The 21927-nt window shown below is 60.8% G+C and carries 23 protein-coding genes and 2 pseudogenes; 15 read left to right on the forward strand and 10 right to left on the reverse strand.

Features of this window, described 5'->3' with window-relative positions; translation table 11 throughout:
• Positions 1-7 precede the first annotated feature (7 nt).
• Positions 8-97: pseudogene (locus IOD40_RS18245) on the forward strand (IS6 family transposase); the annotation flags it as partial.
• A 10-nt stretch (positions 98-107) separates the two neighbouring features.
• Here IOD40_RS18245 and IOD40_RS20410 read toward each other — a convergent pair.
• Positions 108-290: pseudogene (locus IOD40_RS20410) on the reverse strand (DNA polymerase Y family protein); the annotation flags it as partial.
• Between the two features lie 77 nt (positions 291-367).
• Here IOD40_RS20410 and IOD40_RS18255 point away from each other — a divergent pair.
• Positions 368-535, forward strand: coding sequence for a hypothetical protein (locus IOD40_RS18255; RefSeq protein ID WP_210336975.1), 168 nt, complete (start codon positions 368-370; stop codon positions 533-535).
• 216 nt (positions 536-751) lie between these two features.
• On the opposite strand, the gene IOD40_RS18260 is transcribed toward IOD40_RS18255, so the two are convergent.
• The 3 genes from IOD40_RS18260 to IOD40_RS18270 all read right to left on the reverse strand — a co-directional run bounded on the left by IOD40_RS18260 (position 752) and on the right by IOD40_RS18270 (position 3404).
• Positions 752-2881 carry a tyrosine-type recombinase/integrase gene (locus tag IOD40_RS18260; protein ID WP_198478138.1) on the reverse strand — a complete coding sequence of 710 codons (2130 nt, stop codon included), beginning with the start codon at positions 2879-2881 and terminating at the stop codon, positions 752-754.
• Positions 2882-2930: 49 nt separating this feature from the next.
• Positions 2931-3194: an usg protein gene (locus tag IOD40_RS18265; RefSeq protein ID WP_198478139.1), complete on the reverse strand. Its 264-nt coding sequence runs from the start codon at positions 3192-3194 to the stop codon at positions 2931-2933.
• 69 nt (positions 3195-3263) lie between these two features.
• Positions 3264-3404 (reverse strand): hypothetical protein, encoded by a 141-nt coding sequence (locus IOD40_RS18270; RefSeq protein ID WP_198478140.1) that lies wholly within the window; start codon positions 3402-3404, stop codon positions 3264-3266.
• A gap of 192 nt (positions 3405-3596) precedes the next feature.
• Between IOD40_RS18270 and groES the strand changes: the two genes are divergently transcribed.
• The 6 genes from groES to IOD40_RS18300 all read left to right on the forward strand — a co-directional run bounded on the left by groES (position 3597) and on the right by IOD40_RS18300 (position 9236).
• Positions 3597-3911, forward strand: coding sequence for a co-chaperone GroES (groES, locus tag IOD40_RS18275; protein WP_198478141.1), 315 nt, complete (start codon positions 3597-3599; stop codon positions 3909-3911).
• Positions 3912-3961: 50 nt separating this feature from the next.
• The gene (groL, locus tag IOD40_RS18280) at positions 3962-5584 is read left to right on the forward strand and encodes a chaperonin GroEL (RefSeq protein WP_198478142.1); all 1623 of its coding nucleotides are present in this window, start codon (positions 3962-3964) and stop codon (positions 5582-5584) included.
• A gap of 77 nt (positions 5585-5661) precedes the next feature.
• On the forward strand, positions 5662-5886 hold the full coding sequence (locus IOD40_RS18285) for a hypothetical protein (RefSeq protein ID WP_198478143.1): 225 nt from the start codon (positions 5662-5664) through the stop codon (positions 5884-5886).
• Between the two features lie 278 nt (positions 5887-6164).
• On the forward strand, positions 6165-7358 hold the full coding sequence (locus tag IOD40_RS18290) for a COG1470 family protein (RefSeq protein ID WP_198478144.1): 1194 nt from the start codon (positions 6165-6167) through the stop codon (positions 7356-7358).
• Positions 7355-8293 carry an ABC transporter ATP-binding protein gene (locus IOD40_RS18295; protein ID WP_198478145.1) on the forward strand — a complete coding sequence of 313 codons (939 nt, stop codon included), beginning with the start codon at positions 7355-7357 and terminating at the stop codon, positions 8291-8293. The genes IOD40_RS18290 and IOD40_RS18295 overlap by 4 nt, the downstream gene beginning before the upstream one ends.
• A complete protein-coding gene (locus tag IOD40_RS18300) occupies positions 8283-9236 on the forward strand; it encodes an ABC transporter permease (protein WP_198478146.1) in 954 nt (317 codons plus the stop codon). The genes IOD40_RS18295 and IOD40_RS18300 overlap by 11 nt, the downstream gene beginning before the upstream one ends.
• 157 nt (positions 9237-9393) lie before the next feature.
• On the opposite strand, the gene IOD40_RS18305 is transcribed toward IOD40_RS18300, so the two are convergent.
• A complete protein-coding gene (locus IOD40_RS18305) occupies positions 9394-10971 on the reverse strand; it encodes an aldehyde dehydrogenase family protein (protein WP_198478147.1) in 1578 nt (525 codons plus the stop codon).
• A gap of 33 nt (positions 10972-11004) precedes the next feature.
• A complete protein-coding gene (locus tag IOD40_RS18310; protein WP_198478148.1) occupies positions 11005-12615 on the reverse strand; it encodes an AMP-binding protein in 1611 nt (536 codons plus the stop codon).
• Positions 12616-12789: 174 nt separating this feature from the next.
• On the opposite strand from IOD40_RS18310, the gene IOD40_RS18315 reads away from it, so the two are divergent.
• The 7 genes from IOD40_RS18315 (at position 12790) to IOD40_RS18345 (ending at position 18699) form a co-directional block, all read left to right on the forward strand.
• On the forward strand, positions 12790-13527 hold the full coding sequence (locus IOD40_RS18315; protein WP_198478149.1) for an enoyl-CoA hydratase/isomerase family protein: 738 nt from the start codon (positions 12790-12792) through the stop codon (positions 13525-13527).
• A gap of 71 nt (positions 13528-13598) precedes the next feature.
• Entirely contained in the window at positions 13599-14801 is a 1203-nt protein-coding gene (locus tag IOD40_RS18320) for an ABC transporter substrate-binding protein (protein ID WP_198478150.1), read from the forward strand.
• Between the two features lie 11 nt (positions 14802-14812).
• On the forward strand, positions 14813-15610 hold the full coding sequence (locus tag IOD40_RS18325; RefSeq protein WP_128490633.1) for an ABC transporter ATP-binding protein: 798 nt from the start codon (positions 14813-14815) through the stop codon (positions 15608-15610).
• Positions 15597-16352, forward strand: coding sequence for an ABC transporter ATP-binding protein (locus IOD40_RS18330; RefSeq protein WP_128490632.1), 756 nt, complete (start codon positions 15597-15599; stop codon positions 16350-16352). Before IOD40_RS18325 ends, IOD40_RS18330 begins: the two co-directional genes overlap by 14 nt.
• Before the next feature lie 4 nt (positions 16353-16356).
• Positions 16357-17244 (forward strand): branched-chain amino acid ABC transporter permease, encoded by an 888-nt coding sequence (locus IOD40_RS18335; RefSeq protein WP_198478151.1) that lies wholly within the window; start codon positions 16357-16359, stop codon positions 17242-17244.
• 1 nt (position 17245) lies between these two features.
• A complete protein-coding gene (locus IOD40_RS18340) occupies positions 17246-18214 on the forward strand; it encodes a branched-chain amino acid ABC transporter permease (protein WP_198478152.1) in 969 nt (322 codons plus the stop codon).
• Positions 18211-18699, forward strand: a complete 489-nt coding sequence (locus IOD40_RS18345) for a thioesterase family protein (RefSeq protein ID WP_198478153.1) — start codon at positions 18211-18213, stop codon at positions 18697-18699. Before IOD40_RS18340 ends, IOD40_RS18345 begins: the two co-directional genes overlap by 4 nt.
• An 80-nt stretch (positions 18700-18779) precedes the next feature.
• Here the strand turns inward: IOD40_RS18345 and IOD40_RS18350 are convergent, their stop codons facing one another.
• Genes IOD40_RS18350 through IOD40_RS18365 form a run of 4 tightly spaced genes read right to left on the reverse strand, consistent with a single transcriptional unit; the run spans position 18780 to position 21814 of the window.
• Positions 18780-19982, reverse strand: coding sequence for an acetyl-CoA C-acyltransferase (locus IOD40_RS18350; RefSeq protein ID WP_198478154.1), 1203 nt, complete (start codon positions 19980-19982; stop codon positions 18780-18782).
• A gap of 15 nt (positions 19983-19997) precedes the next feature.
• Positions 19998-20453 carry an acyl-CoA thioesterase gene (locus IOD40_RS18355; protein ID WP_128490627.1) on the reverse strand — a complete coding sequence of 152 codons (456 nt, stop codon included), beginning with the start codon at positions 20451-20453 and terminating at the stop codon, positions 19998-20000.
• A 3-nt stretch (positions 20454-20456) separates the two neighbouring features.
• On the reverse strand, positions 20457-21371 hold the full coding sequence (locus tag IOD40_RS18360; RefSeq protein WP_198478155.1) for an SDR family NAD(P)-dependent oxidoreductase: 915 nt from the start codon (positions 21369-21371) through the stop codon (positions 20457-20459).
• Positions 21371-21814, reverse strand: coding sequence for a MaoC family dehydratase (locus tag IOD40_RS18365; protein ID WP_198478156.1), 444 nt, complete (start codon positions 21812-21814; stop codon positions 21371-21373). The genes IOD40_RS18360 and IOD40_RS18365 overlap by 1 nt, the downstream gene beginning before the upstream one ends.
• Positions 21815-21927: the final 113 nt, after the last annotated feature.

Here is a 21927-nt window from a genome sequence, read left to right on the forward strand (position 1 = left end):
CCGTTTCTTGTACAAACGCCGCCACTACGATCGTTCAGTGATCCTACTGAGAGTAAGATGGTATCTGGCCTACAATCTGAGCATACCTGGTCTGGAAGCGGGTGGAGCCGGCGTGCACCAAGACCGCGTCTCTCACGCTTAAGACACAGGGCATCGGCCAGTTCGGGTGCGCGGATGGGATCGACCGGTTCGCAGACAACACCGAGCGCCTGATCGAGGCGACGACCGATCTCGGGACAGAAGCGCAGGGTAAGCGGAGCGCGAGGCTGATCCAACAGATCGCCGACGGTCTCGAGGCAAGCCCAGCCCTCAGGCCGACACCGCACCATACGCCGACGCAGACGTGGCGATTGCCGGCGAAGACGCCATGAAGAAGCGCCTGGTGGAAGATGGCGCCGAGGTCCTGGGTGGGGAGTTTTTCCTAGCGGACGATAGCCTGATCTATCGAACCTGGGCTGCGGGCAACAACGCCGGCAGGGCCGCGCAGGAACAGTACATCTCGAAGACCAAACCGCTGACGAAGGCTTTTGTTTGAACGTCGGCTTCTTGGATACTGCGAGCTACTAGACAGTACCGCTTGCAGACGGCCCCGTACTGGCCGTGGAAAATCACTTCCGAGATCCGGCGATTGCGGGTGCGCCAACCGCCACATTGGGGCGGTTGACCAAGTGTCGGCTTTCCCAGTTCCTCAGCCAGGACCGGACCGTCAGCTTCCGGCCCCCTAGCTGTCACTTTTCATGCCTTGGCAGTGTCACCCTTTGCTTTTCTTCGGGCGGCGCCCGCGTTTGTCACCAAAGCGGTCACCGTTCTTGCGACCAGCCCACGGAGGCGGCAACTTCTGCTCAACCCACGGCAGCAAACGGATCGGACGAGGCTCGAGATGATCTGTGATCGTCGGGTACTTCAGGAGTATATTCTGCAGGAGCGGAAGACCTGCGGGATTGGTGTATCTTGTTGCCGTCTCGGTGTTGCCTAGGCGCCCGGCGAGGTCCTCGATGACGCCTTCGGAAACATCTTCCTGTTTTAACTGGTTCGCGAAGCCGTGTCGGAGTGCGTGGATGGGGCGCTGCCACAGCTCATCTGACATGCACTTCTTCGCGATGGGGACGAAGTCCTTGTAGAAGCGATCGCCAAGGTCCTGTGTTTTCCGGAAGGGTGAATATAGCTCCGGGAATAGCAGTTCGTGACCCAATTCCTTAAGGCGGGTGACGTAGTCGAGGAAGTTCAGGCGCAGTAGTTCTGTCGGGACGGGCAGCATGCGCTCTGACTGGGTGTTTTTGACCGTGCGGTACTTGTTCGGTTTGATGTTGATCGCCCAGTGCCCGTTTTCCTGGACGATTTCGTGAAGCATCAGGCCCGCGAACTCGTTTCGTCGCGATCCAAGGTAGGTGAATAGCATCGGCAGGAAGTAATTAGCCGAGTGAAACACCAGATCGCCATGTGCCTCCGGTTTGTCCGCGCTCAACTGTCCGGTGAAAATCGGTAAATCGAAGAGCGGGCGAACCTGGTCAGGGCCTGGCTTGACCTGTTGGTGGCGAACGTCGCCTCGTTTTGGTTTTCGCGGGCGCAGACTTTTTAGCGTCCAGTCTGCGATCGTGTAGTTGGACGCCTGGAGATGTGTCTGGAAATGAGTAAGGTTCCCAAGATGGCGCCGGATGGTTGCGCCCGCCAAGCCAATTTTACCGGGCTTACCCTTCGCCTTTTCCTCCGCAACGATCCGGGCTGATTCTTCGCGCATGGCTTGCGTCGACAGGGTACGTAGGCGTGGACTTCTGCCCCAAGATGGGATCACTTGATTGAAGTGCTGTCTTAGCGCGGCCACGTGCGTCTGTGTTATCTGGCCGGAATGCGTGACGCCGTGTTCCTTAAGGATGCCGCGGAAGAGATTGACAAGCACACGCGCGTCAGCGGCGGTTTCGGCGGTCCACTCCTTTCCCTTGTTGGCGATCATCTTGTCGACTTCCTCGTCAAACCTCGAAAGAGGAAGGTCAGTTCTACCTAGAGCCGCCGTGTCATGAACAGAGGCCAAGACATCGACAATTGGCTGAGCGGGAAGCGTCTGGATCTCAGGGTTTTGCTCTGGGATTGATGATGCCTGTAATGGCGCGTCGGCTTTCCACGTGACCTGTGGCTGCGGAGGTGGTGCAACCGCGAGTGCTTCGATGGGCGAGGGCGCTTGTGGGCGCGACAGCTTGTGCAGGCTCGGCTTTCTTGGATCATCTGGAGAGGCGAGAAAGGCGTCGGCGCGTGCGCGGAAGATTTCCTCTGACGCAGCATCGCGGTTCAGCCCTGTGTCGTCCAGCCCGACCTGCGCCATCCGCTGAAGAACGTCTCTCAGAAAACGGCCGCGCGATGGTCCGCGCAGGTCGGTGCGCACGCCTTCGCTTTCGGATCGGAATGTCTCGGCGATCGCGGGGATGTCGTCCTCGCTCGCCCCTGCCTCGATGAGTGCCTCGCGGACGTCTGATCCAGGTTCAAAATTCAGCGTGCCAGTTGGGCCGTAGGCTTCGAGTAGCCGATATGCATATCCAACGTGGCGATCTGCGTCCCGTTGTTCGGGATCGCGCAGCGACCCAAGGCGCTTGGCGCCGCGATCAAGGTTGTCGATCTCGGCGCGTACGGCCTCGCTTTCGAGCGCGAATATCTTTGCCAGCTGTTCCCTCGTCGCCATCCTCGCCCCCGGCAACAGTTCGATCTCCACAAGCAGAGCGTTAAGCCGCCGTGCCACGACGCTGGCGATCTTGCGGTCCGATAACCTAAGGCTCAGTGAAAGGCGGGTGTTCTTGCCAGCAGCCTCAAAACTGACGGGGATCCAAGCCCGCCAATGAAAGTTCGGACCTCTTCGGATGAGGTTTTCGACCTGGTGTCGACGCAGTCCCATTCGCCGTGCTCCCGCTTGGCCCGAGGCGAATGGGCATCACCTATGGGCATCAGTTAATGGGCACCACTTGCCATTCGGAGGGTTTGATGAGTTTGTGGTGGGCGATGCGGATGGAGTGGAGGGGGCCTTCGATGGTTTGGGTCCAGAAATCCAGAAAGCTACGGAGTTCGGGGAATTTGGGGGCGAGGTCGTATTCTTGCCAGATGTAGGTCTGTAACAGGCTGGGATGGTCGGGCAGGTGGTAGTGGATCTCGGCGGTCGTCAGACCGTAGCCCTCCATCTGCAGGCGGAAATCGCGGGATACTGTTGCCATCCGTCTCTCTCCTTTCCAGTCACCTCATGACCATTCGGGCGATGGTGGGTGGTTGGGGTAGCAGAGCGATTATCGCGCGCGTCGCGTGTGATGCCGTACTGATAGTTGTCCGCGATAGTCTGCTGCCGCATTGCCTTCCTGATCATTCACGAGTTTGGCAAAGGGCGGAAATTTTTCAAGATCGTTGGTACGCTTGATACCGATTTTCATGAGCCTTTTCATGGCACTAGCAGCCGCCGAGTGCGAGTGCTAAAAAATTTTGGCGTACCTCTTGAAAGGCGAAATCGGAACAACCAGATCGTTGCCTGCGCGATGCCAGCAAGGGTCGCGCGCCCCGCTCCGGTTCGTTCGGATCGGAGTGAAGGGACCTCTCAAAATCTGTTTGTCCTTAAGGAGAACGATATGAAGTTCCGTCCACTGCACGACCGTATTCTGGTTCGTCGTCTTGAAGCGGAAGAAAAAACCGCCGGCGGCATCATCATTCCCGATACCGCCAAGGAAAAGCCCAGTGAAGGCGAGGTCGTCGCTGTCGGGTCTGGCCGGCGTGATGATACCGGCAAACTGGTGGAGCTCGACGTCAAGGCTGGCGACCGCATCCTCTTTGGCAAGTGGTCTGGCACCGAGATCAAGCTCAACGGTCAGGATTACCTGATCATGAAGGAAAGCGACGTGATGGGTGTCATCGACACGCCAAGCGAAGCCAAGAAGGCCGCCTGACGGCTTCTTTCCCAAACAACGTGCCAAACTGCCTATAAAGGAGTGATGAAATGGCTGCCAAGGACGTCAAGTTCAACATGGATGCACGCGAGCGCATGCTGCGCGGCGTCGACATTCTTGCAAACGCAGTCAAGGTGACGCTCGGCCCGAAGGGGCGCAACGTCGTGATCGATAAGTCGTTCGGTGCTCCGCGCATCACCAAGGATGGTGTATCGGTCGCCAAGGAAATCGAGCTTGAAGACAAGTTCGAGAATATGGGCGCACAGATGGTGCGCGAGGTTGCTTCCAGGACCAATGATCTGGCCGGTGACGGTACCACCACCGCAACCGTTCTGGCGCAAGCGATCGTCAAGGAAGGCGCCAAGGCCGTTGCGTCGGGCATGAACCCGATGGACCTCAAGCGCGGTATCGACAAGGCCGTCGAGGCAGTCGTTGCCGAACTCAAGTCGAATGCCCGCAAGATCTCGAAGAACGACGAGATCGCGCAGGTCGGCACGATTTCGGCCAATGGCGATACCGAGATCGGCCGCTTCCTGGCTGAAGCCATGGAGAAGGTCGGCAATGAAGGTGTGATCACGGTCGAAGAGGCCAAGACCGCCGACACCGAACTCGAAGTCGTCGAGGGCATGCAGTTCGACCGCGGCTACCTGTCGCCCTATTTCGTGACCAATCAGGACAAGATGCGTGTCGAGTTCGACGACCCGTATGTTCTGATCCACGAGAAGAAGCTGTCGAACCTCCAGTCGATGCTTCCGGTTCTGGAAGCAGTCGTCCAGTCAGGCAAGCCGCTGGTCATCATTGCCGAAGACGTCGAAGGCGAAGCGTTGGCAACGCTGGTGGTCAACAAGCTGCGCGGCGGCCTGAAGGTGGCTGCGGTCAAGGCTCCGGGCTTCGGCGATCGTCGCAAGGCGATGCTGGAAGATATCGCCATTCTCACTGGCGGCACGGCCATCTCGGAAGACCTTGGCATCAGGCTCGAAAATGTCACCCTCGACATGCTCGGCCGCGCCAAGAAGGTCGTCATCGAGAAGGAAAACACCACCATCGTTGATGGCGCTGGTGCGAAGGAGCAGATCGACGGCCGCGTCACCCAGATCAAGGCCCAGATCGAGGAGACCACGTCCGACTACGATCGCGAAAAGCTGCAGGAGCGTCTGGCAAAGCTCGCCGGTGGCGTCGCAGTGATCCGTGTTGGCGGCGCAACCGAGATCGAGGTCAAGGAGAAGAAGGACCGCGTCGACGACGCGCTGCACGCAACGCGCGCGGCAGTCGAAGAAGGCATCCTGCCGGGCGGTGGCGTCGCGCTCCTGCGTGCTGCCAAGGCGCTCGACGACGTTGCGACCGACAATGATGATCAGAAGCACGGCATCGATATTGTGCGCCGCGCGATCGAAGCTCCGGTTCGCCAGATCGCGGCGAACGCAGGTGCTGAAGGTTCAATCATCGTCGGCAAGCTGCGCGAAAAGACCGACTTCGCTTATGGCTGGAACGCGCAGACGGGCGAATATGGTGACATGTTCTCGCAGGGCGTGATCGATCCGGCGAAGGTTGTTCGCACCGCGCTGCAGGACGCAGCATCTGTTGCCGGCCTGCTCGTCACCACCGAGGCCATGATTGCCGAGAAGCCGAAGAAGGAAGCGGCTCCGGCAATGCCAGGTGGCATGGACTTCTAAGCACCCTTACAGCTCAACACTTAATCCCCCGCGCTCTCGATCGGGCGCGGGGCCAAAATGACTGATCGGAGGCTGACATGACCCACATGGCAGACTTTGATGCCATGCCCGCTCCAACTCATCCCTCGGCTGAACTTTTGGACCACGATGCGGAAGCGCGCGAGGTAGTCGCGCCGCTGGTGGATACGCTGCTCGAGCGTATGACCGCAGTCGGCTGGGATCGCCGCACCGCCGCGTCTGCGCTGATGTTCAGCGCGGCAGCGCAAGTCTCGGCGCTGACGGACCGCAAGTGGGCAGCCTAGGCCTCAGACTGCGCGAAGGATGGGGCAAGCACATGAAGAATATTCATCGCCAGCCTTGGCCGCCCTTTGTTGAGAGCCTGCGCAGATGCGTCGAGCTGATGACCACGTTTGGTCTTCGTAAAGGGCAGATGGAGAGCAAGAAAGGGTCTTCGCACAAATGACCAAGCAGCGCCTTCCGGGCGCGTGAAAAATGAGATGCGGGGGTGCGTGCCTCCTGCCGGTCAACGCGAGCGCGCGCCTCCGGATTGTTACCTGTCATGGAACATCGGGAGAAGATGATGAGAACAATCCAACACCTATTGGCAGCAGCGCTTGGCGCGTCCCTGATAGTGCCTTCGCCACTTTTGGCGCAGGAGACGGACGCTCGGGCGCAGTCCGAACTCCAGGGGCTTTGGCTGACGACGTCCTGGCCGGAACTGAAGATCAAGCCGGGTGAAACGCACTCGGTCTCGCTGTCCCTGCGCAACGAAAAGCTGCCGCCCCAGCGCGCCAGCATTGAGATCTCGGGCGTTCCGGAAGGCTGGGAATGGGCCCTCAAGGGGGGAGGGCGTGACGTCTCGGCTGCAATCGTCTCCCCGGATTCCACCGAACGCCTGACGCTGGAGCTGACCCCACCGCAAGATGCTGGCACCGATGACGCGCATGCGATCGAAGTTCGCGCGCAAACGGCGCGCGAGACGATTACATTGCCGCTGCTGGTTTCGCTGTCGCAAGCCGAGGAAGATGTAACGGGTCTTTCGCTTGAACCAGAACTGCCAGCACTGCGCGGTACAGCGCGTTCTACCTTTTCATTCAAGGTGAAGGTCAAGAACGAGGGCGCTGAGGATGGGCTGTTCAACCTTGCCGCTAGCGTTCCGAACGGGTTCCAGACCCGCTTCAAGAAAGGCTATGGCTCGGAGGAAATCACGGGTCTTCCGATCGCGGCCGGTGCGACCGAAACCGTGACGATGGAAGTCGTTCCGTCTCGCGGTGTTGCGGCCGGACGCTATGAGGCAGGGCTTGAAGTGTCGGGCGAGGGCATGAGCAGTACTGTTCAGCTCAGCCTTGAAGTCACCGGTGAGCCGCAAATCCGTATCGTTGGCCCACAGGAGCGCCTGTCTGGCGAGGCAGTGGCCGGCAAGGAGGCGAGCTTTACCTTCACGCTCGTGAACACGGGCACCGCGCCCGCATCGGATGTCGAACTGAACGCCACGCCGCCAGCAGGCTGGAAGGTCGAGTTCGAGCCTAAGGATATCGCGCAGATCGCCCCCAACGAAGCGCGTGAATTCAACGTCCGGATGACGCCATCCGAGCAGGCTATTGCGGGCGATTATATGGTCGGCATCCGCACCTCGAACGATGTCGTTTCAGAAAACGTTCAGTTCCGCGTCACCGTCAAGACGTCGACCCTCTGGGGCGCGGCGGGTCTTGGTGTGATCGCCGCTGCAGCGCTCGTGATGGGCGGTGCCGTGATGAGGTATGGCCGGCGATGAGCGCGATCGTTCTTGAAGCAAAGGGGCTGGTCAAACGCTACGGCGAGGCAGTGGCTGTCGCCGGCGTCGACATGACCGTCCACCAGGGTGAGGTTATCGGTCTGCTTGGTCCCAATGGTGCCGGAAAGACCACAACGATCCTTATGCTCCTTGGCCTGACGGAGGCCAGTGAAGGCGAGGTCAGCGTCCTTGGCAAGGATCCGCTGCGACAGCCGTTGGAGGTCAAGCGCGAGGTTGGCTATCTGCCGGATGCTGTCGGCTTCTACGACACGATGACCGGACGCGAAAACCTTGTCTACACGGGAAAGCTGGCCGGCTTGTCGCGAAAGGCGATTGATCATCGGATCGATGCCGCGCTGGAGCGGGTGCGCTTGGGCGATGCTGGCCGCCGGCGTGTCTCGACCTATTCGCGTGGTATGCGCCAGCGCCTCGGGATAGCTGAGCTCCTGATGCGCGATTGCAAGGTAATGATCCTCGATGAGCCAACTTCAGGGCTCGATCCACAATCGACGCACGAGTTGCTGGAGCTCATTCAGCAGTTGGCAAGCGAGGGCATCACGATCCTTCTGTCCTCGCATCAGTTGGATGTGGTGCAGGCGATCTGCAGTCGAGTTGCCCTGTTCAACAAGGGGCGGATCGGCTTCTTCGGCACAGTCGACGAGCTTGCCCAGCAAATCGGTCGCGGCGCTTTCATCGTTGATGTTGAGGCAGGTGGTATCGATCTCACCAGCTTGGCGCAAAAGGCTGATGGCGTTGCATCGGTGGCAAAGGTGTCTGACGGCGTCTGGCAGGTCGAAGCCACGCGAGACGTTCGGCCTGAGCTTGCAAAGATCGTGGTCGATGCGGGTGGTTCGTTGCGCAATCTGGACCTGCGCCGTGCGCGGTTGGATGAGGCTTACAACCGCTATTTCACGGAGGTAGCCAATGCGGCGTAGTGGCTCTCCATTCACTGGGGTTGGTGCGATCGCGCTGAAGGAGGCGGCCGATCACATGACCAGCGCCCGCATGCACATGATCATGCTACTGGTCATCTTGACAGCACTTGGTGCGGTCTATGGCTCGATCGGTCGCTTGCGCGATACCACCGCTGAGGACGCCTACCTTTTTCTAAAGCTGTTTACGGTCGCGCAGGACCCCCTGCCATCGTTCGCGGCGTTCCTCGGGTTTCTGCTGCCGCTGGTGTCGATTGCACTCGGCTTTGACGCAATCAATGGCGAGTTCAACAGGCGCACGATGAGCCGGGTGCTTGCACAGCCGATCTACCGCGATGCGATGCTCTTCGGAAAATTCTTGGGTGGGCTGATCGTTCTCGCCGTGTCTCTGCTGACACTTTGGCTATTGATGGTCGGGCTCGGCATGCTGTTCTTGGGTCTGCCGCCCTCCGGGGGCGATATTGTGCGCAGCGTCGCCTGGCTTGTCGTCACGCTTGCCTATGCAGGCGTATGGCTGGCGCTGGCGATCGCACTGTCGACGCTGATCCGCACCCCGGCCACATCCGCGCTCGCAGCCCTGTCTGTCTGGCTGATCCTGGCTGTCTTCTGGGGCATGGTCGCACCGCTTGTGGCCGGCGTGGTGGCTCCCGTCGACCCGCTCGAACCCGCCAGCATCCTGAACAGCTTCGAGTGGCGTCAGGCGATTTCTCGCCTTTCTCCGCAGACGCTTTACGGTGAGGTGACGGGCATCCTGCTCGATCCCGCGGCACGCTCCGTCGGCCCGCTGTTCATGCACCAGCTGCACGGCGCAGTCATCGGCTCGCCCTTGCCAACCGGGCAAAGCCTCCTGATCGTCTGGCCCCAAATCTCCGCCCTCATCGCCGCCATGCTCGCTCTGTTCACCGCGGCCTACGTGGTGTTCCAAAGGCAAGAGATCAGGGCGTAGTTGCTGGTATCGTGGAGGCATCTGCGCGCTGCGGAGGCGGCGCGCAGATGTGAGTGGCGAGAGCATTCAGGTGGTCTCGCAACAATTCATGCATCGTCCGTGCAGCACCGCTATGCAATGTCCCGAGGATTCGGCGGCCATTTACATGCCCACACGGTCAATCCTTCCAGATCGTATGGCTCTGTTCCCTCATGAACTGCGGTAGGTAGAAGGGCCCAAGGCCGCCTTTGCCCGATAGGCCTGAGCCTTTCCAGCCACAGAATGTCTGGATGCCTGGCCAGGCACCTGTGGTCGCGCCGCTTGCGCGGTTGACGTAGAGGGCGCCTGCTTGAGCACGGTCTAGGAAAAGGTCGATCTCGGCTTGATCGCTCGCATAGCAGCCGGCGGTGAGGCCATAGGCGATGGCATTGCCGTCGGCGATTGCGGCTTCAAGGTCGTCGAAGACCTGAACCGTCAGGAACGGCAGGAAGAGTTCGTCGCGATTGAGCGGATGGTCGGCGGGCAGGCTGTCGACGATGGTCGGTTCGATATAAAAGCCGTGGTCGTAGATCCCGCCCGTAAGTCGGTTCCCGCCTGCAAGGATGCGTCCATCGCGCGCCGCGTCGACGCTTGCCTGCTCGAAACGGCGGAAGGCGGTCTCATTGATGATCGGTCCCATGAAGATGTCGCGGCCACTCGGATCTCCAATGCGGATCGATTTCGTCAGTGCGACCAGTCTCTCAACAAAGGCCTCCCGGATGCTGGTATGGACGTAGACCTTGGATCCGGCCGAGCATTTCTGGCCCTGCAGGCCGAAGGCTGAACGCATCATGCCCTGTGCTGCGCGCTCGACATCGGCAGAAGCTGCGACATAGGTCGGGTTCTTGCCGCCCATCTCGGCGATGACCGGACGGTTGAAGACACCGCTCGCGACCTTGCGCAGCATATCGGAACCAACCTTGTGGCTGCCGGTAAAGGCAAAGCCGTCGAAGCCCTGATGATCGATCATCGCCTGTCCTGCGCTGCCATCGCCACAGATCATGTTGAGAACGCCAGCTGGAAGTCCGGCTGCATCGGCTGCGCGCATGATGAGGGCGCCGGTCAGTCCAGCAAATTCACTCGGCTTGTAGACCACTGTGTTGCCAGCGATCAGCGCGCTCGACAGCATGCCGACCGACAATGCCAGCGGGAAGTTGAACGGCGCGATGACGCCGAAGACGCCATAGGGGCGCAGCCGATCGCTGGTCTCCTCATTGTCGAAGGCGCGCTGCAGCGGGCGGACGAAGCCGTTGTTCTCCTCCATCTGCGATGCGTAGTAGCGCACCAAGTCGATCGCCTCTTCGGCCTCACCCATCGCCTCAAGGCGGGACTTGCCGACCTCAATTAGGCAGGCAGCGGCGAGCTGGAATTTCTCGTTTTCCAACTGGTCGGCAAAGTGGCGTATCGCTACGAGGCGGTCCTGCCATGGCATAGCGCCCCACGACTTTTGCGCCGCACGTGCGGCGGCGACGGCGCGGTCGACGACTGCTGCATCGGCGCGGTGGAAGCGACCCAGCAGGATCCGGTTGTCTATCGGCGAGACAGCGTCGTAGATATCGCCGGCGGCTACATCCTCGCCACCGATGCGGTGCGGCCAAGCCTTGCCGAGCACCTCGGCACGTACCTTTGCGATCACGGTATCGAGGAGGTCATGGACGCCGGAAAAATCGGCCTGGATGTTGGAATATGTGACGCGCGGTAATGCGTTCTGGGACATGCGAAAATCCTCGGTCGAGCTACTTGGCGGCGGTTAGGCGTTGACGCGCGCTGGGGCCTGAGTGGTACGGTCGAACGTGTCGGGCGTAACACCAGCAGAGCGAAGGATATGCTTCTGCACCTTGCCGGATGCGGTCTTTGGAAGTTCGTCGAGGATACGGATGTAGCGCGGCACCATGAATTGCGGCAGCGTCTTGGTCAGTTCCTCGGTAACCGCTACCGGGTCGATGGTCGCCCCTTCAACCGGCGTCACGACAATAAGCACCTCGTCTTCACTGAACTCGGAGGGCACCGCGACTGCAGCGCACTCGCGGATGGCCGCAATGTTCAGAACCTCGTTTTCCAGGGCGAAGGACGAAATATTCTCCCCCCGGCGACGGATCACGTCCTTGAGGCGGTCGACGAAGAAGTAGGTTCCGTCCTTCTCGCGACGAAATCCGTCTCCGGTATGGAACCAGCCGTTTCGCATCGCTTCAACCGTGGCTTTCGGATTGTTGTAGTAACCGCGCATCAGCGCCCATGGACGGTGGGTACGCACAATGAGCTCGCCAACCTGACCGTCCGGAACCTCGATGTCGTTTTCGTCGACGATGCGCATCTCATACCAGGGCCGCGGCTTGCCGGCGATGCCCTTGGCCGTGATGCCAGGGCCCGCGACCATCGGTGACGAAATTTCGGTCATGTTGTAGATGGTCCACGCGTCGACGCCAAAACGCTCGGCAAACAGCGGGCCGTCTTCGCCGAATGGCGTGATGAATGCGCGGCGCAGCGGATGGTTCTTGTCGTCAGATGACGGCGGTTGCTTCAGCAGGAAGCTCGCCATCACGCCAAGCAGCAGGCAGTAGGTCGAACCGGTCTCGCGCACGGCCTGCCAGAAGGTGCCTGTCTTGAACTCGCGCGTCATGCCGATGGAAAGGCCACGCGCGAGCATCGCATAGACGTAGAGCGTCGAGCCGCAGTGGAAGATCGGGCCGCAGATCATGCAACGATCGTCTTCCTCGACGCAGTCAAACGCATCCGGGCCCATCGTATAAAGCTGCGTGTAGCTGCTCATCACGCCCTTTGCATTCCCGGTCGTGCCGGAGGTGTACATGATCGCGTAGAGATCCCACGGCTCGATCGGGCTGGAGAGTTCGAGAAGGCTCGCCTCTTCCTCGACCGGGTCTTCCAGCATGCGTACATCGAGGCCCGCAACCGCCTGCGCTTCGCCTTCCACGACCAGCACGGTCTTCACTTTGCCCGGAGAGACCTCGCCCAAACGCTCGACCAGCGAGGCAGCAGCAACGAGAAGAGGCGCGTCGGCGTCATCAAGAATGTGCTCGAGGACACGGCCGCGCGCAGCCGTATTGATCGGTACGTAAACGGCACCGAGATAGTTGATGGCGAACCAGGTGCAGAGCAGGTCAGGCCCGTTGCCCATCATGCAAAGGACGTGATCGCCGCGCTTCACGCCAGCGCGGGCAAGCGTGGTTGCGCGAAGGCGTACGCGCCGTAGCGTCTCGCCGTAGCTCCACTCGTCGCCCGGCCAGAACTGAACAAACGGATCCTCGGGCCGCTCGGCCGCATAGGTCTCCAAGATGTAGCGGAGCACCGCACGGTTGCGGTCGAGTGCCGGATCCGATGCGCAGACTGTACCGGTCGTCATGTCCTCTCCTTCCGAAGGCCTCAGAGCATTTTCACAGCTGCTGGGCTCCTCCCCAGTGGCTATCTGCCCGACGAAAATATGCCTTGCAATCCTGAAAATAGATATGCAACATACTCGGTAGTATGTCAAAGCGGTTTGTTAGGAACCGCGCGTTGGGAGGGGCAGGGAGGCCATATGTCGGCAGTATCGACGTCCGTTGAGGGCAAGGTGGCGACCGTTCGTTTCGACCGAGGCGGAAAGGCGAACGCTCTGAATTCTGAGCTCATTGCGGGCTTGGAGTCGGCCGCTATTGCTGTGGGGCAACGGGTCGACGTTGACGCTGTTGTCCTTACGGGTGCCGCTGCGATATTCGCTGCCGGGGTGGACCTTAAGGACGAGGAGCTTTGGAAGACGGGTGCTGGCGATGTAGAACGCGCGCAGGCAATGAATGCCGGCGGGCGTATGACTGATGCCTGGCGGCAGGTGCCACAGGCCGTGATCGCAGCAATCGAGGGGCCGGCGATCGGTGGCGGAGCCATCTTGGCGCTGACGGCAGATTTTCGCGTGATGGGTTCATCATCTTACCTGAGCTTTCCCGAAGTGCGGCTCGGCATGACGCTCGGGTGGGGAGGCTTGCCGCTCCTCGTCGAGCGTCTGGGGTCGTCGCGCGCCAAGCGTGTCCTTTTCTGTGACGAGAAGATCGGCCCAGAGGAGGCTCTGTCGCTTGGTCTTTGCGATCGCATTGTGGATGACGGCGCCGCGGTCAACGCTGCTTGGGCATGGGCGGCGGAACTTGCCGAAGTTCCTGCGCTTGCCCTGCGCATGACCAAGTCCGCCATTGACGGGCATGCCCGCCAGAACTGGGCGGGATGGAGCGAAGCCGATCAGTTCTACCTATCGCGACGTCTTCTAGAAGAAGCCGGCCGCAAATAATCACTGGGGGTCGGGCGCGAGCGCGGCAGCCGGGGACTACGCACGTCTGTGCATCAAGGAGGAGCATTAGAATGAAGAATCTGAAGACCATTATTCTGTCGAGCGTGTTTACGCTGACCGCCGCCGCCGCTTTCGCGGAGCCTTACCGAATTGGCGTTCTGACGGACATGTCCGGCATGAACTACGACCTTTCTGGTCAGGGCTCGGTTGTGGCCGCGCAGATGGCCGTCGAGGATTTTGGTGGCAAGCTGCTGGGAGAGGGCATCGAGGTCATCGTCGGCGACCACCAGAACAAGCCGGATATCGGCTCGACGCTGGCACGCACCTGGATCGATGAGCAGAATGTTGTCGCCGTTGTCGACGTGCCGACCTCGTCGGTTGCTATGGCTGTGCAGGAAATCACCCGCCAGAAGGACACCGCTTTCCTGATCTCGACCGCTGGCTCGTCCGCTCTGACCGCCGAAGCCTGTTCGGCGTCGACGGCGCAGTGGACCTGGGATACCTACGCGCTGGCTAACGGGACCGGCAGAGCGCTGACGCAGGGTGGCGCAAAGAAGTGGTACTTCATCACCGTCGACTACACCTTCGGCCATGCGCTTGAGGCTGACACCACGCAGGCTGTCACCGCTGCAGGCGGTGAAGTCATCGGTTCCGTCCGCCATCCGCGCGAAACCACCGACTTCTCATCCTACATCCTGCAGGCACAGGCGTCTGGCGCAGACGTGATCGCGCTCGCCAACTCGTCGGGCGACACGATGACTGCGCTCAAGCAGATGCAGGAATTCGGCATCACCGAGGCTGGCCAGAAGGTCGCGGGCATGCTGCTGTTCCTGACCGACGTCCAAGGCGTAGGTCTCGACATCGCGCAGGACCTGACGCTCACCACCGCCTTCTACTGGGACATGGACGATGCGACCCGCGAATGGTCCGCGCGCTATAGCGAGCGCATGGGAGGCAAGAAGCCGACCATGGTTCACGCCGGCGTCTACTCGTCCGTCATGAACTATCTGAAGGCTGCAGAAGCTGCCGGTCAGGCCAAGAGCGGCTCGAAGGTGATGGAAGCCATGCGCGGCATGGACATCAACGACTTCTTCAACCGCAACGCATACCTGCGTGAAGATGGCCGCGTGGTCCATGACATGTTCCTCGTGCGTGTGAAGAAGCCGTCCGAGTCCACCTCTGAAGGCGATCTCTACGAGGTTCTCGCCACGATCCCGGGCAAAGAAGCATTCGCTTCGCTCGAAAACAGCACTTGCCCGCTCGTCAAGAAGTGATCCCAGCGACCATGACCAATAATCCAGCTGCGGCTCCTGCCGATGCTGGCGCACCCCGTGCCGTACTTTCGGCACGGGGGCTGACCAAGCGCTTCGGACCGTTTACTGCCGTCAACAACGTCGACTTGGACGTGTGCCACGGCCGGATCCATGCGCTGATCGGCCCCAACGGCGCCGGCAAGAGTACCGTGTTCAACCTGTTGACCAAGTTCCTCAAGCCAACTGAGGGTCGCATCGTGCTCGATGGGACCGACATCACGGCGATGGATCCGGCCAGCGTGGCGCGGATGGGCATGGTCAGGTCGTTCCAGATCTCTGCCACGTTTGGCGACATGACGTTGCTGGACAACGTCCGCGTTGCCCTGCAGCGGCCCAACAACATGTCCCGCCAATTCTGGCGCTCGCTGATCAGCCTCGACCGGCTCAACCGGCAGGCGATGGAGTTGCTGGACCGCGTTGGGCTTGCCGACATGGCACAGTTGCGCGCCAACAACCTTTCCTACGGGCGCAAGCGCGCGCTCGAAATCGCGACGACTCTGGCTCTCGAGCCACGCGTCCTTCTCCTCGACGAACCACTGGCCGGTATGGGCCAGGAGGACGTCGAACACATGGCAAAGCTCATCAAAACTGTCTCCCGCGACTGCGCTCTCGTGATGGTCGAGCACAATCTCAAGGTCGTCGGAGACATTGGCGACGACATCACCGTGCTGCAGCGGGGCGAGATTCTGGCGCGCGGCGACTACGCGACCGTCAGCGCCGATCCGCGCGTGCGCGAAGCATACATGGGTTCCGAAGATGACAGCCACTGATACGCTGACTGCGCCTGCAACGGTTGCGCGCGGTGGCGGCGCGGCACCGCAGCTTAAAGTGCGCAAGCTCGAAGCCTGGTACGGCGAGAGCCATGCGCTGCACGGTGTCGACCTCGACGTTTACCCCGGCGAGACCGTCACGCTGCTTGGCCGCAACGGCGTCGGCAAGACGACGACGCTGCGCGCCATAATGGGCATTATCCGCAAGCGAAAGGGCGAGGTCGAGTTCGAGCAGAAGTCGATCATGCGCGTGCCATTGCACCGCATCGCGCATGCTGGTCTTGGTTTCGTGCCCGAAGAGCGCGGCATCTTCGCCAGCCTCACGGTGGAGGAAAACCTGACCCTGCCGCCGGTCGTTGCCAAGGGCGGCATGAGCATTGAGAAGATCTACGAGATCTTCCCGAACCTCTTCGAGCGTCGCGGCAGCCCTGGCACAAAGCTTTCCGGTGGCGAGCAGCAGATGCTTGCGATTGCCCGCATCCTGCGCACCGGCGTGCGCCTGATCTTGCTGGACGAGCCGACCGAGGGCCTTGCTCCGGTGATCGTCGAGCGGATCGGCGAAGTGCTGAAGGTGCTCAAGACCCACGGCGTCAGTGTGTTGCTCGTCGAGCAGAACTTCCGCTTTGCGTCGCGTATCGCCGACCATTTCTACGTGATGGACCACGGTCAGGTGATCGACAGTTTCACGGTCTCGGAACTGCCTGCACGCACCGAGGCACTCAATACGGCCCTGGGGGTGTGAGACCATGACCACAATTTTCGGAGTGGCTCTGCCCGTCCTGACGGGCCAGCTTCTGATCGGCCTGATCAACGGTTCTTTCTATGCGCTGCTGTCACTTGGCCTTGCAGTGATCTTTGGCTTGTTGCGCATTGTCAATTTCGCCCACGGCGCGTTCTACATGCTGGGCGCCTTCGCGGCCTGGATGCTGCTCAACTTTGCCGGCATCGGCTACTGGGGCGCTTTGTTTCTCGCGCCGCTGATCGTCGCGGTGGTCGGGATGGTGATCGAACGCACGATGCTGCGCGCGCTCTACGGCCTCGACCATCTTTACGGTCTGCTTTTCACCTTCGGCCTGGCCCTGCTTCTTGAAGGCGGCTTCCGTCACTACTTCGGCACATCTGGCCAGCCCTTCGCAGCGCCTGAGGCGCTGCGCGGTGCCACCAACATCGGCTTTATGATGCTACCGAACTATCGCGGTTGGGTCGTCGTCGCCTCGCTGGTCGTGTGCCTCGGCACATGGGCAATCATCGAGAAGACCAAGATCGGCGCTTACCTGCGCGCAGCAACCGAGAATTCGACGTTGGTGCAAGCCTTCGGCGTCAATGTGCCCTTACTGCTGACGCTAACCTACGGCTTCGGCTGTGCGCTGGCTGGCGTAGCCGGCGTGCTTGCTGCGCCGCTGTTCCAGGTTAGCCCGCTGATGGGCTCGAACCTCATCATCATCGTTTTCGCGGTCGTCGTTATCGGCGGCATGGGCTCAATCCTCGGCGCGATCGTCACCGGCTATATGCTCGGCATCGTCGAAGGCCTGTGCAAGGTTTTCTACCCCGAGGCCGCCAACATCGTTGTCTTCGTCATCATGGCCATCGTGCTCCTGCTGCGCCCGGCCGGTCTTTTCGGAAAGGACAGCTGACATGTCCGCGAAACACGCCGACACCATCGTCATGCCGACCCGCAAGAGCCCGGTTCCTGCGCTCACCTTCGCGGCTCTGATCCTGGTCCTCGCGATCCTGCCAGCCTTCTTCTACCCAATCTTCGTGATGAAGCTGCTTTGCTTCGTCCTGTTCGCAGCAGCGTTCAACCTCCTTCTCGGCTACACGGGTCTGCTCTCCTTCGGCCATGCCGCCTTCTTCGGCGGTGCTGCCTATGTGACCGCACACGCCCTGAAGGTTTGGCAAGTGACGCCCGAATTCGCGATTCTCGCGGGCGTTGCCGCCGCAATCGTGCTTGGCCTCATCATTGGCGCGGTCGCAATTCGACGTCAGGGCATCTACTTCGCGATGATCACGCTCGCGATGGCGCAGATGTTCTACTTCTTCTGCCTGCAGGCGCCGTTCACCAACGGCGAGGACGGCATTCAGGGCTTTTCGCGCGGCCACCTGTTCGGGATCATCGATCTCAACGAGACGATGAACCTCTACTATTTCATCGCAGCGGTTACTGTGCTTTCCCTTGTCCTCATCTGGCGCATCGTCAATTCGCCGTTCGGACAGATCCTGCGCGCCATCCGCGAGAACGAGCCTCGTACCATCTCTCTCGGCTACTCGGTCCAGCGTTTCAAGCTGGCAGCGTTCGTCATGTCGGCGGGGCTCACTGGCCTTGCCGGCGCACTGAAGGCGCTGCTGTTCCAGTTCGCCACGCTCGCAGACGTTGCCTGGCAAATGTCCGGTGAGGTCATTTTGATGACGCTGATCGGCGGTATCGGCACGTTGGCTGGTCCTGTCGTGGGGGCGGGTATCCTCATCGGAATGCAGAACTTCCTCGCCACTTCCGGCCTGCCGGTGACGATGGTGCTTGGCGGCACGTTCATGGTCTGCGTGCTTCTGTTCCGTCGCGGAGTCGTCGGCGAGATTCTGAATTTGCTGGAGCGTCGCAGGGGATGACGGACCTTCGCGCTGCCGCAACCTTTAGCCGGGCGGATGTCGTCCGTCCGGAATGGGTCGACTACAATGGTCACATGGGCGACTTCGCCTATGCGATCGCCTTTTCGCAGACCGTAACGGCGTTCATGGACGTAATCGGCATCGACCGGGCGTACCGGGATGAGACGTCTGCCACGCTGTACACGCTCGACATGCGCATCGGCTACCAGCGCGAATGCCACCAAGGCATGGCGCTGGAGTTCACCCTCCATGTTCTGGCTGCAGACACCAAGCGCATGCATCTTTACATCGAAATCCATGACAGCGACGGCAACCTGCTGGCCTGGAACGAACAGGTGCAATTGCACGTCTCCCGCGCGTCCGGACAGCCAAAGGCCGCTGCATTCCCGGACGATATAGCAATTCGCATCGTGAAGGCCGCTGAAGCTGGAGCCACAATCCTGCCGCTCGCCCATATCGACAAGCGGATCGGCCTTGGGCGATAATCCGCATAAGGCGAACTGACAAAGAGAAGGCCGGTGGATCGCTCAACCGGCCTTCTTTCATGTCTGTTGCACAAACGGTGTCAGAGCACTTCAAACAGTCCCGCGGCGCCCATGCCGCCACCAACGCACATCGTGACGACAACGTAGCGAGCGCCACGGCGCTTACCCTCGATCAGCGCATGGCCGACCATGCGTGCACCCGACATGCCGTAGGGATGACCGATTGAGATGGCACCACCGTCGACGTTGAGCAGTTCGTTCGGGATGCCCAGCTGATCTCGGGAAGGTATGACTTGCGCCGAAAAGGCCTCGTTCAGTTCCCAAAGGCCGATGTCCTCGACCTTAAGGTTGTGCTGGGCGAGGAGCTTGCGAACGGCGGGAATTGGCCCGATGCCCATTTCCTCCGGGCCAACGCCCGCGACGGAGATCCCGCGATAGAGGCCGAGTGGCGCAAGGCCGCGCTTTTCAGCTTCACTGCGCTCCATCAGCACCGAGGCCGACGCACCGTCGGATAGCTGCGAGGCATTGCCGGCCGTGATGAAGCGGCCTTCGGCAATGCGCTGGCCGTCGCGGAAAACAGGTTTGAGGTTGGTGAGGCTTTCGAGCGTTGTCTCCGGACGGTTACCCTCGTCCTTGGCAAGGGTGATTTCCTTCTCTGACACCTCACCGGTTGACTTGTCGGTCACCTGCATGATCGTCGTCAGCGGCACAATTTCGTCATCGAAGCGGCCGGCTGCCTGTGCGGCGGCGGTGCGCTTTTGCGACTGCAGGGCGTATTCGTCCTGCGCGTCGCGGCTGACGCCGTAGCGGTCTGCCACGATCTCCGCCGTTTCCAGCATCGACATGTAAGTCTGAGGGAGCTTGGCGTCGATCCAGGGATCGCGCCAGTTGCTGATGTTCATCTGCGCATTCTGCACCAGCGAGATCTGCTCAACGCCGCCACCGATCGTGATCTGCATACCGTCGGAAATGATCTGCTTGGCGGCAATCGCGATCGCCATCAGGCCAGAGGCGCACTGGCGGTCAACGCTCTGACCTGGCACCGTGACCGGCAGTCCGGCACGCAGCAGGCCGGTGCGGGCGATGTTCATGTGCGTCGTGCCTTGCTGCAGAGCTGCACCGACGACAACATCCTCGATTTCGGTCGGGTCGACGTCAGCCCGTTTGACCGCGTGCTCGATCGCATGACCGATCAGGCGCGGCGCGGTCGTCGCGTTGAACGCGCCGCGATACGCCTTGCCGATCGGCGTGCGCGCGGTGGAGACAATTACTGCTTCTCTCATCTGCTTCTCCCAAAATCAGTTGTCGTCAGGCGCCGCCAGCGCCTTGGCGCAGGCAAGAAGCTTGTCGGTCAGTTCGATTGGCCGGCGCGTTTGCCGGTCCACATAGACATGCACATAAGTACCGCGCGCAGCGCAGAGTTCCTCTCCGGCAGAGAAGAGGCCAAAACCCCACGTGAGGCTGGTACGTCCAACCTTCTCCACCCGCGCTCCGACCCAAAGCCGGGTCGGGAAGTTGATCTCGCTGAAGAACTCGGCGCCGTTCTTGACCACTAGGCCGATCGGGTCGGTCGCTTCCTGTGAAAGATCCAGAGCCCCGTAATCGATCAGCGCCATGTTCAGGGCAGTGTCGAAGTATTTCAGGTAGGCCACGTTGTTGACGTGACCGTAGATGTCACAGTCCTCCCACTGCAGCACGGTTTCCTGGTTCCAAGAATAGGCGCTGCGGGGAAGGGGATAGAGGCGTTCGTTCATCTGTCAGGCCTGGCCGAGGGCTTTCCGGGCGTTCTCGATAATGCGATCGACGTGGCGCAAGCCTTCCGCCGACTCGATCGGCGACGAGATGTCGGCGATCCGGTCGAAGTTTGCGGCGACATCATCCGGCGTCAGCGACTTGCCGGCAAAGCAGATGCCCTCACTTTCGACGACGGCGAGGCGCGCAACCGTGCCAGCACCTGCCAAAAGCGCGGTGCGCGATGGCGCTTCCCGGCTCACGAGCCACACCGCAGCCGGCGAGACAAGTTCAGGAGCAAGCATCTGCAGCATCTCCTCACTCATCATATCGCCGGTCATGCGGGTGGCTGCCGTCGGGAGGATGGCATTCACATGAATTCCATACTTCGCACCCTCAAGGTGCAACGTGTTCATCAGGCCGATCAGCGCCATCTTGGCCGCGCCGTAGTTGGACTGACCGAAATTGCCGTAGGCGCCGGAAGTAGACGACGTCACCAGGATGCGGCCGTAGTTTTGCTCGCGCATCACGCCCCACACCGCCTTGGACGCGATTGCCGTGCCCATCAGGTGCACGTCGACCACGGCGCGGAAATCCTCGATCGTCACTTTCGCGAAGGTCCTATCGCGCAAGATGCCTGCATTGTTCATGAGGACATCGACGCGGCCGAATTCCTTCAGCGTGCGCTCCACCATCGCCTGCATGTCGGCTTCAGAGGTGACGTTGCCGCCATCGGCAATGGCGCGACCGCCCGCTTCCTTGATCTCGCGCACAACCGCATCGGCGGCTGCGGTTGATCCTCCGGTGCCGTCACGCGCTCCGCCAAAGTCGTTCACAACGACTGCCGCACCGTGCGCGGCGAGCATCAACGCATGCGAGCGGCCGAGCCCGCCGCCAGCGCCGGTGACGATTGCAACCTGATCCTTGAAGCTGACGGCCATTAGTTTTCTCCTTCCACAACCAGAACCAGCCATTCCGCGATGACGGCCGGCTTCTGCATCCCTTCGACTTCGACTTCCACGGCGAAACGACGGAGCTTGCCGCCGCCCTTCGGCTCTTCAGCGACGAGCGTAAACCTGCCACGCAGGCGCGATCCGACAGGAACCGGCGCGAGGAAACGGATCTTGTCGAAGCCGTAGTTCACCTCGACGACCCCGGCGGCTGGCAGGGGCAGGGCGCTGTGCGTGAAATGGGTCAGCAGCGACAGCGACAGAAAGCCATGGGCGATCGTCCCGCCATAGGGGCCTTCGGCCTTAGCGCGCTCTGGCTCCACGTGAATGAACTGATGATCCAGGATCGCATCGGCGAATCTGTCCACGAACGGCTGATCGACGGTGATCCATTCAGAGATCAACGGTTCGCTCTGGCGGGTCAGTTCATTCATCTGGATTTTCCACTCCTTCAACGCCTGCCGCGGAATCGACAATTGCAACATACCCAGTAGTATGTTTAATGGCGGGCGTCTAGCGTTTCGCGCAGCAACTGTTCGGCGCTGGG

The organism is Aquamicrobium zhengzhouense, assembly GCF_016124105.1.
In the GTDB taxonomy this organism is placed as follows: Bacteria; Pseudomonadota; Alphaproteobacteria; order Rhizobiales; family Rhizobiaceae; genus Aerobium; species Aerobium zhengzhouense.

Bases quoted from the DNA above. Each gene is read 5' to 3' on its own strand.
- groL (WP_198478142.1), top strand. From the start codon at position 3,962: ATGGCTGCCAAGGACGTCAAGTTCAACATGGATGCACGCGAGCGCATG.
- IOD40_RS18355 (WP_128490627.1), bottom strand. From the start codon at position 20,453: ATGAACGAACGCCTCTATCCCCTTCCCCGCAGCGCCTATTCTTGGAAC.
- IOD40_RS18305 (WP_198478147.1), bottom strand. From the start codon at position 10,971: ATGTCCCAGAACGCATTACCGCGCGTCACATATTCCAACATCCAGGCC.
- IOD40_RS18315 (WP_198478149.1), top strand. From the start codon at position 12,790: ATGTCGGCAGTATCGACGTCCGTTGAGGGCAAGGTGGCGACCGTTCGT.
- IOD40_RS18295 (WP_198478145.1), top strand. From the start codon at position 7,355: ATGAGCGCGATCGTTCTTGAAGCAAAGGGGCTGGTCAAACGCTACGGC.
- IOD40_RS18270 (WP_198478140.1), bottom strand. From the start codon at position 3,404: ATGAAAATCGGTATCAAGCGTACCAACGATCTTGAAAAATTTCCGCCC.
- groES (WP_198478141.1), top strand. From the start codon at position 3,597: ATGAAGTTCCGTCCACTGCACGACCGTATTCTGGTTCGTCGTCTTGAA.
- IOD40_RS18350 (WP_198478154.1), bottom strand. From the start codon at position 19,982: ATGAGAGAAGCAGTAATTGTCTCCACCGCGCGCACGCCGATCGGCAAG.
- IOD40_RS18255 (WP_210336975.1), top strand. From the start codon at position 368: ATGAAGAAGCGCCTGGTGGAAGATGGCGCCGAGGTCCTGGGTGGGGAG.
- IOD40_RS18345 (WP_198478153.1), top strand. From the start codon at position 18,211: ATGACGGACCTTCGCGCTGCCGCAACCTTTAGCCGGGCGGATGTCGTC.
- IOD40_RS18290 (WP_198478144.1), top strand. From the start codon at position 6,165: ATGAGAACAATCCAACACCTATTGGCAGCAGCGCTTGGCGCGTCCCTG.
- IOD40_RS18320 (WP_198478150.1), top strand. From the start codon at position 13,599: ATGAAGAATCTGAAGACCATTATTCTGTCGAGCGTGTTTACGCTGACC.
- IOD40_RS18260 (WP_198478138.1), bottom strand. From the start codon at position 2,881: ATGGGACTGCGTCGACACCAGGTCGAAAACCTCATCCGAAGAGGTCCG.
- IOD40_RS18285 (WP_198478143.1), top strand. From the start codon at position 5,662: ATGACCCACATGGCAGACTTTGATGCCATGCCCGCTCCAACTCATCCC.
- IOD40_RS18330 (WP_128490632.1), top strand. From the start codon at position 15,597: ATGACAGCCACTGATACGCTGACTGCGCCTGCAACGGTTGCGCGCGGT.
- IOD40_RS18335 (WP_198478151.1), top strand. From the start codon at position 16,357: ATGACCACAATTTTCGGAGTGGCTCTGCCCGTCCTGACGGGCCAGCTT.
- IOD40_RS18325 (WP_128490633.1), top strand. From the start codon at position 14,813: ATGACCAATAATCCAGCTGCGGCTCCTGCCGATGCTGGCGCACCCCGT.
- IOD40_RS18360 (WP_198478155.1), bottom strand. From the start codon at position 21,371: ATGGCCGTCAGCTTCAAGGATCAGGTTGCAATCGTCACCGGCGCTGGC.
- IOD40_RS18365 (WP_198478156.1), bottom strand. From the start codon at position 21,814: ATGAATGAACTGACCCGCCAGAGCGAACCGTTGATCTCTGAATGGATC.
- IOD40_RS18340 (WP_198478152.1), top strand. From the start codon at position 17,246: ATGTCCGCGAAACACGCCGACACCATCGTCATGCCGACCCGCAAGAGC.
- IOD40_RS18265 (WP_198478139.1), bottom strand. From the start codon at position 3,194: ATGGCAACAGTATCCCGCGATTTCCGCCTGCAGATGGAGGGCTACGGT.
- IOD40_RS18310 (WP_198478148.1), bottom strand. From the start codon at position 12,615: ATGACGACCGGTACAGTCTGCGCATCGGATCCGGCACTCGACCGCAAC.
- IOD40_RS18300 (WP_198478146.1), top strand. From the start codon at position 8,283: ATGCGGCGTAGTGGCTCTCCATTCACTGGGGTTGGTGCGATCGCGCTG.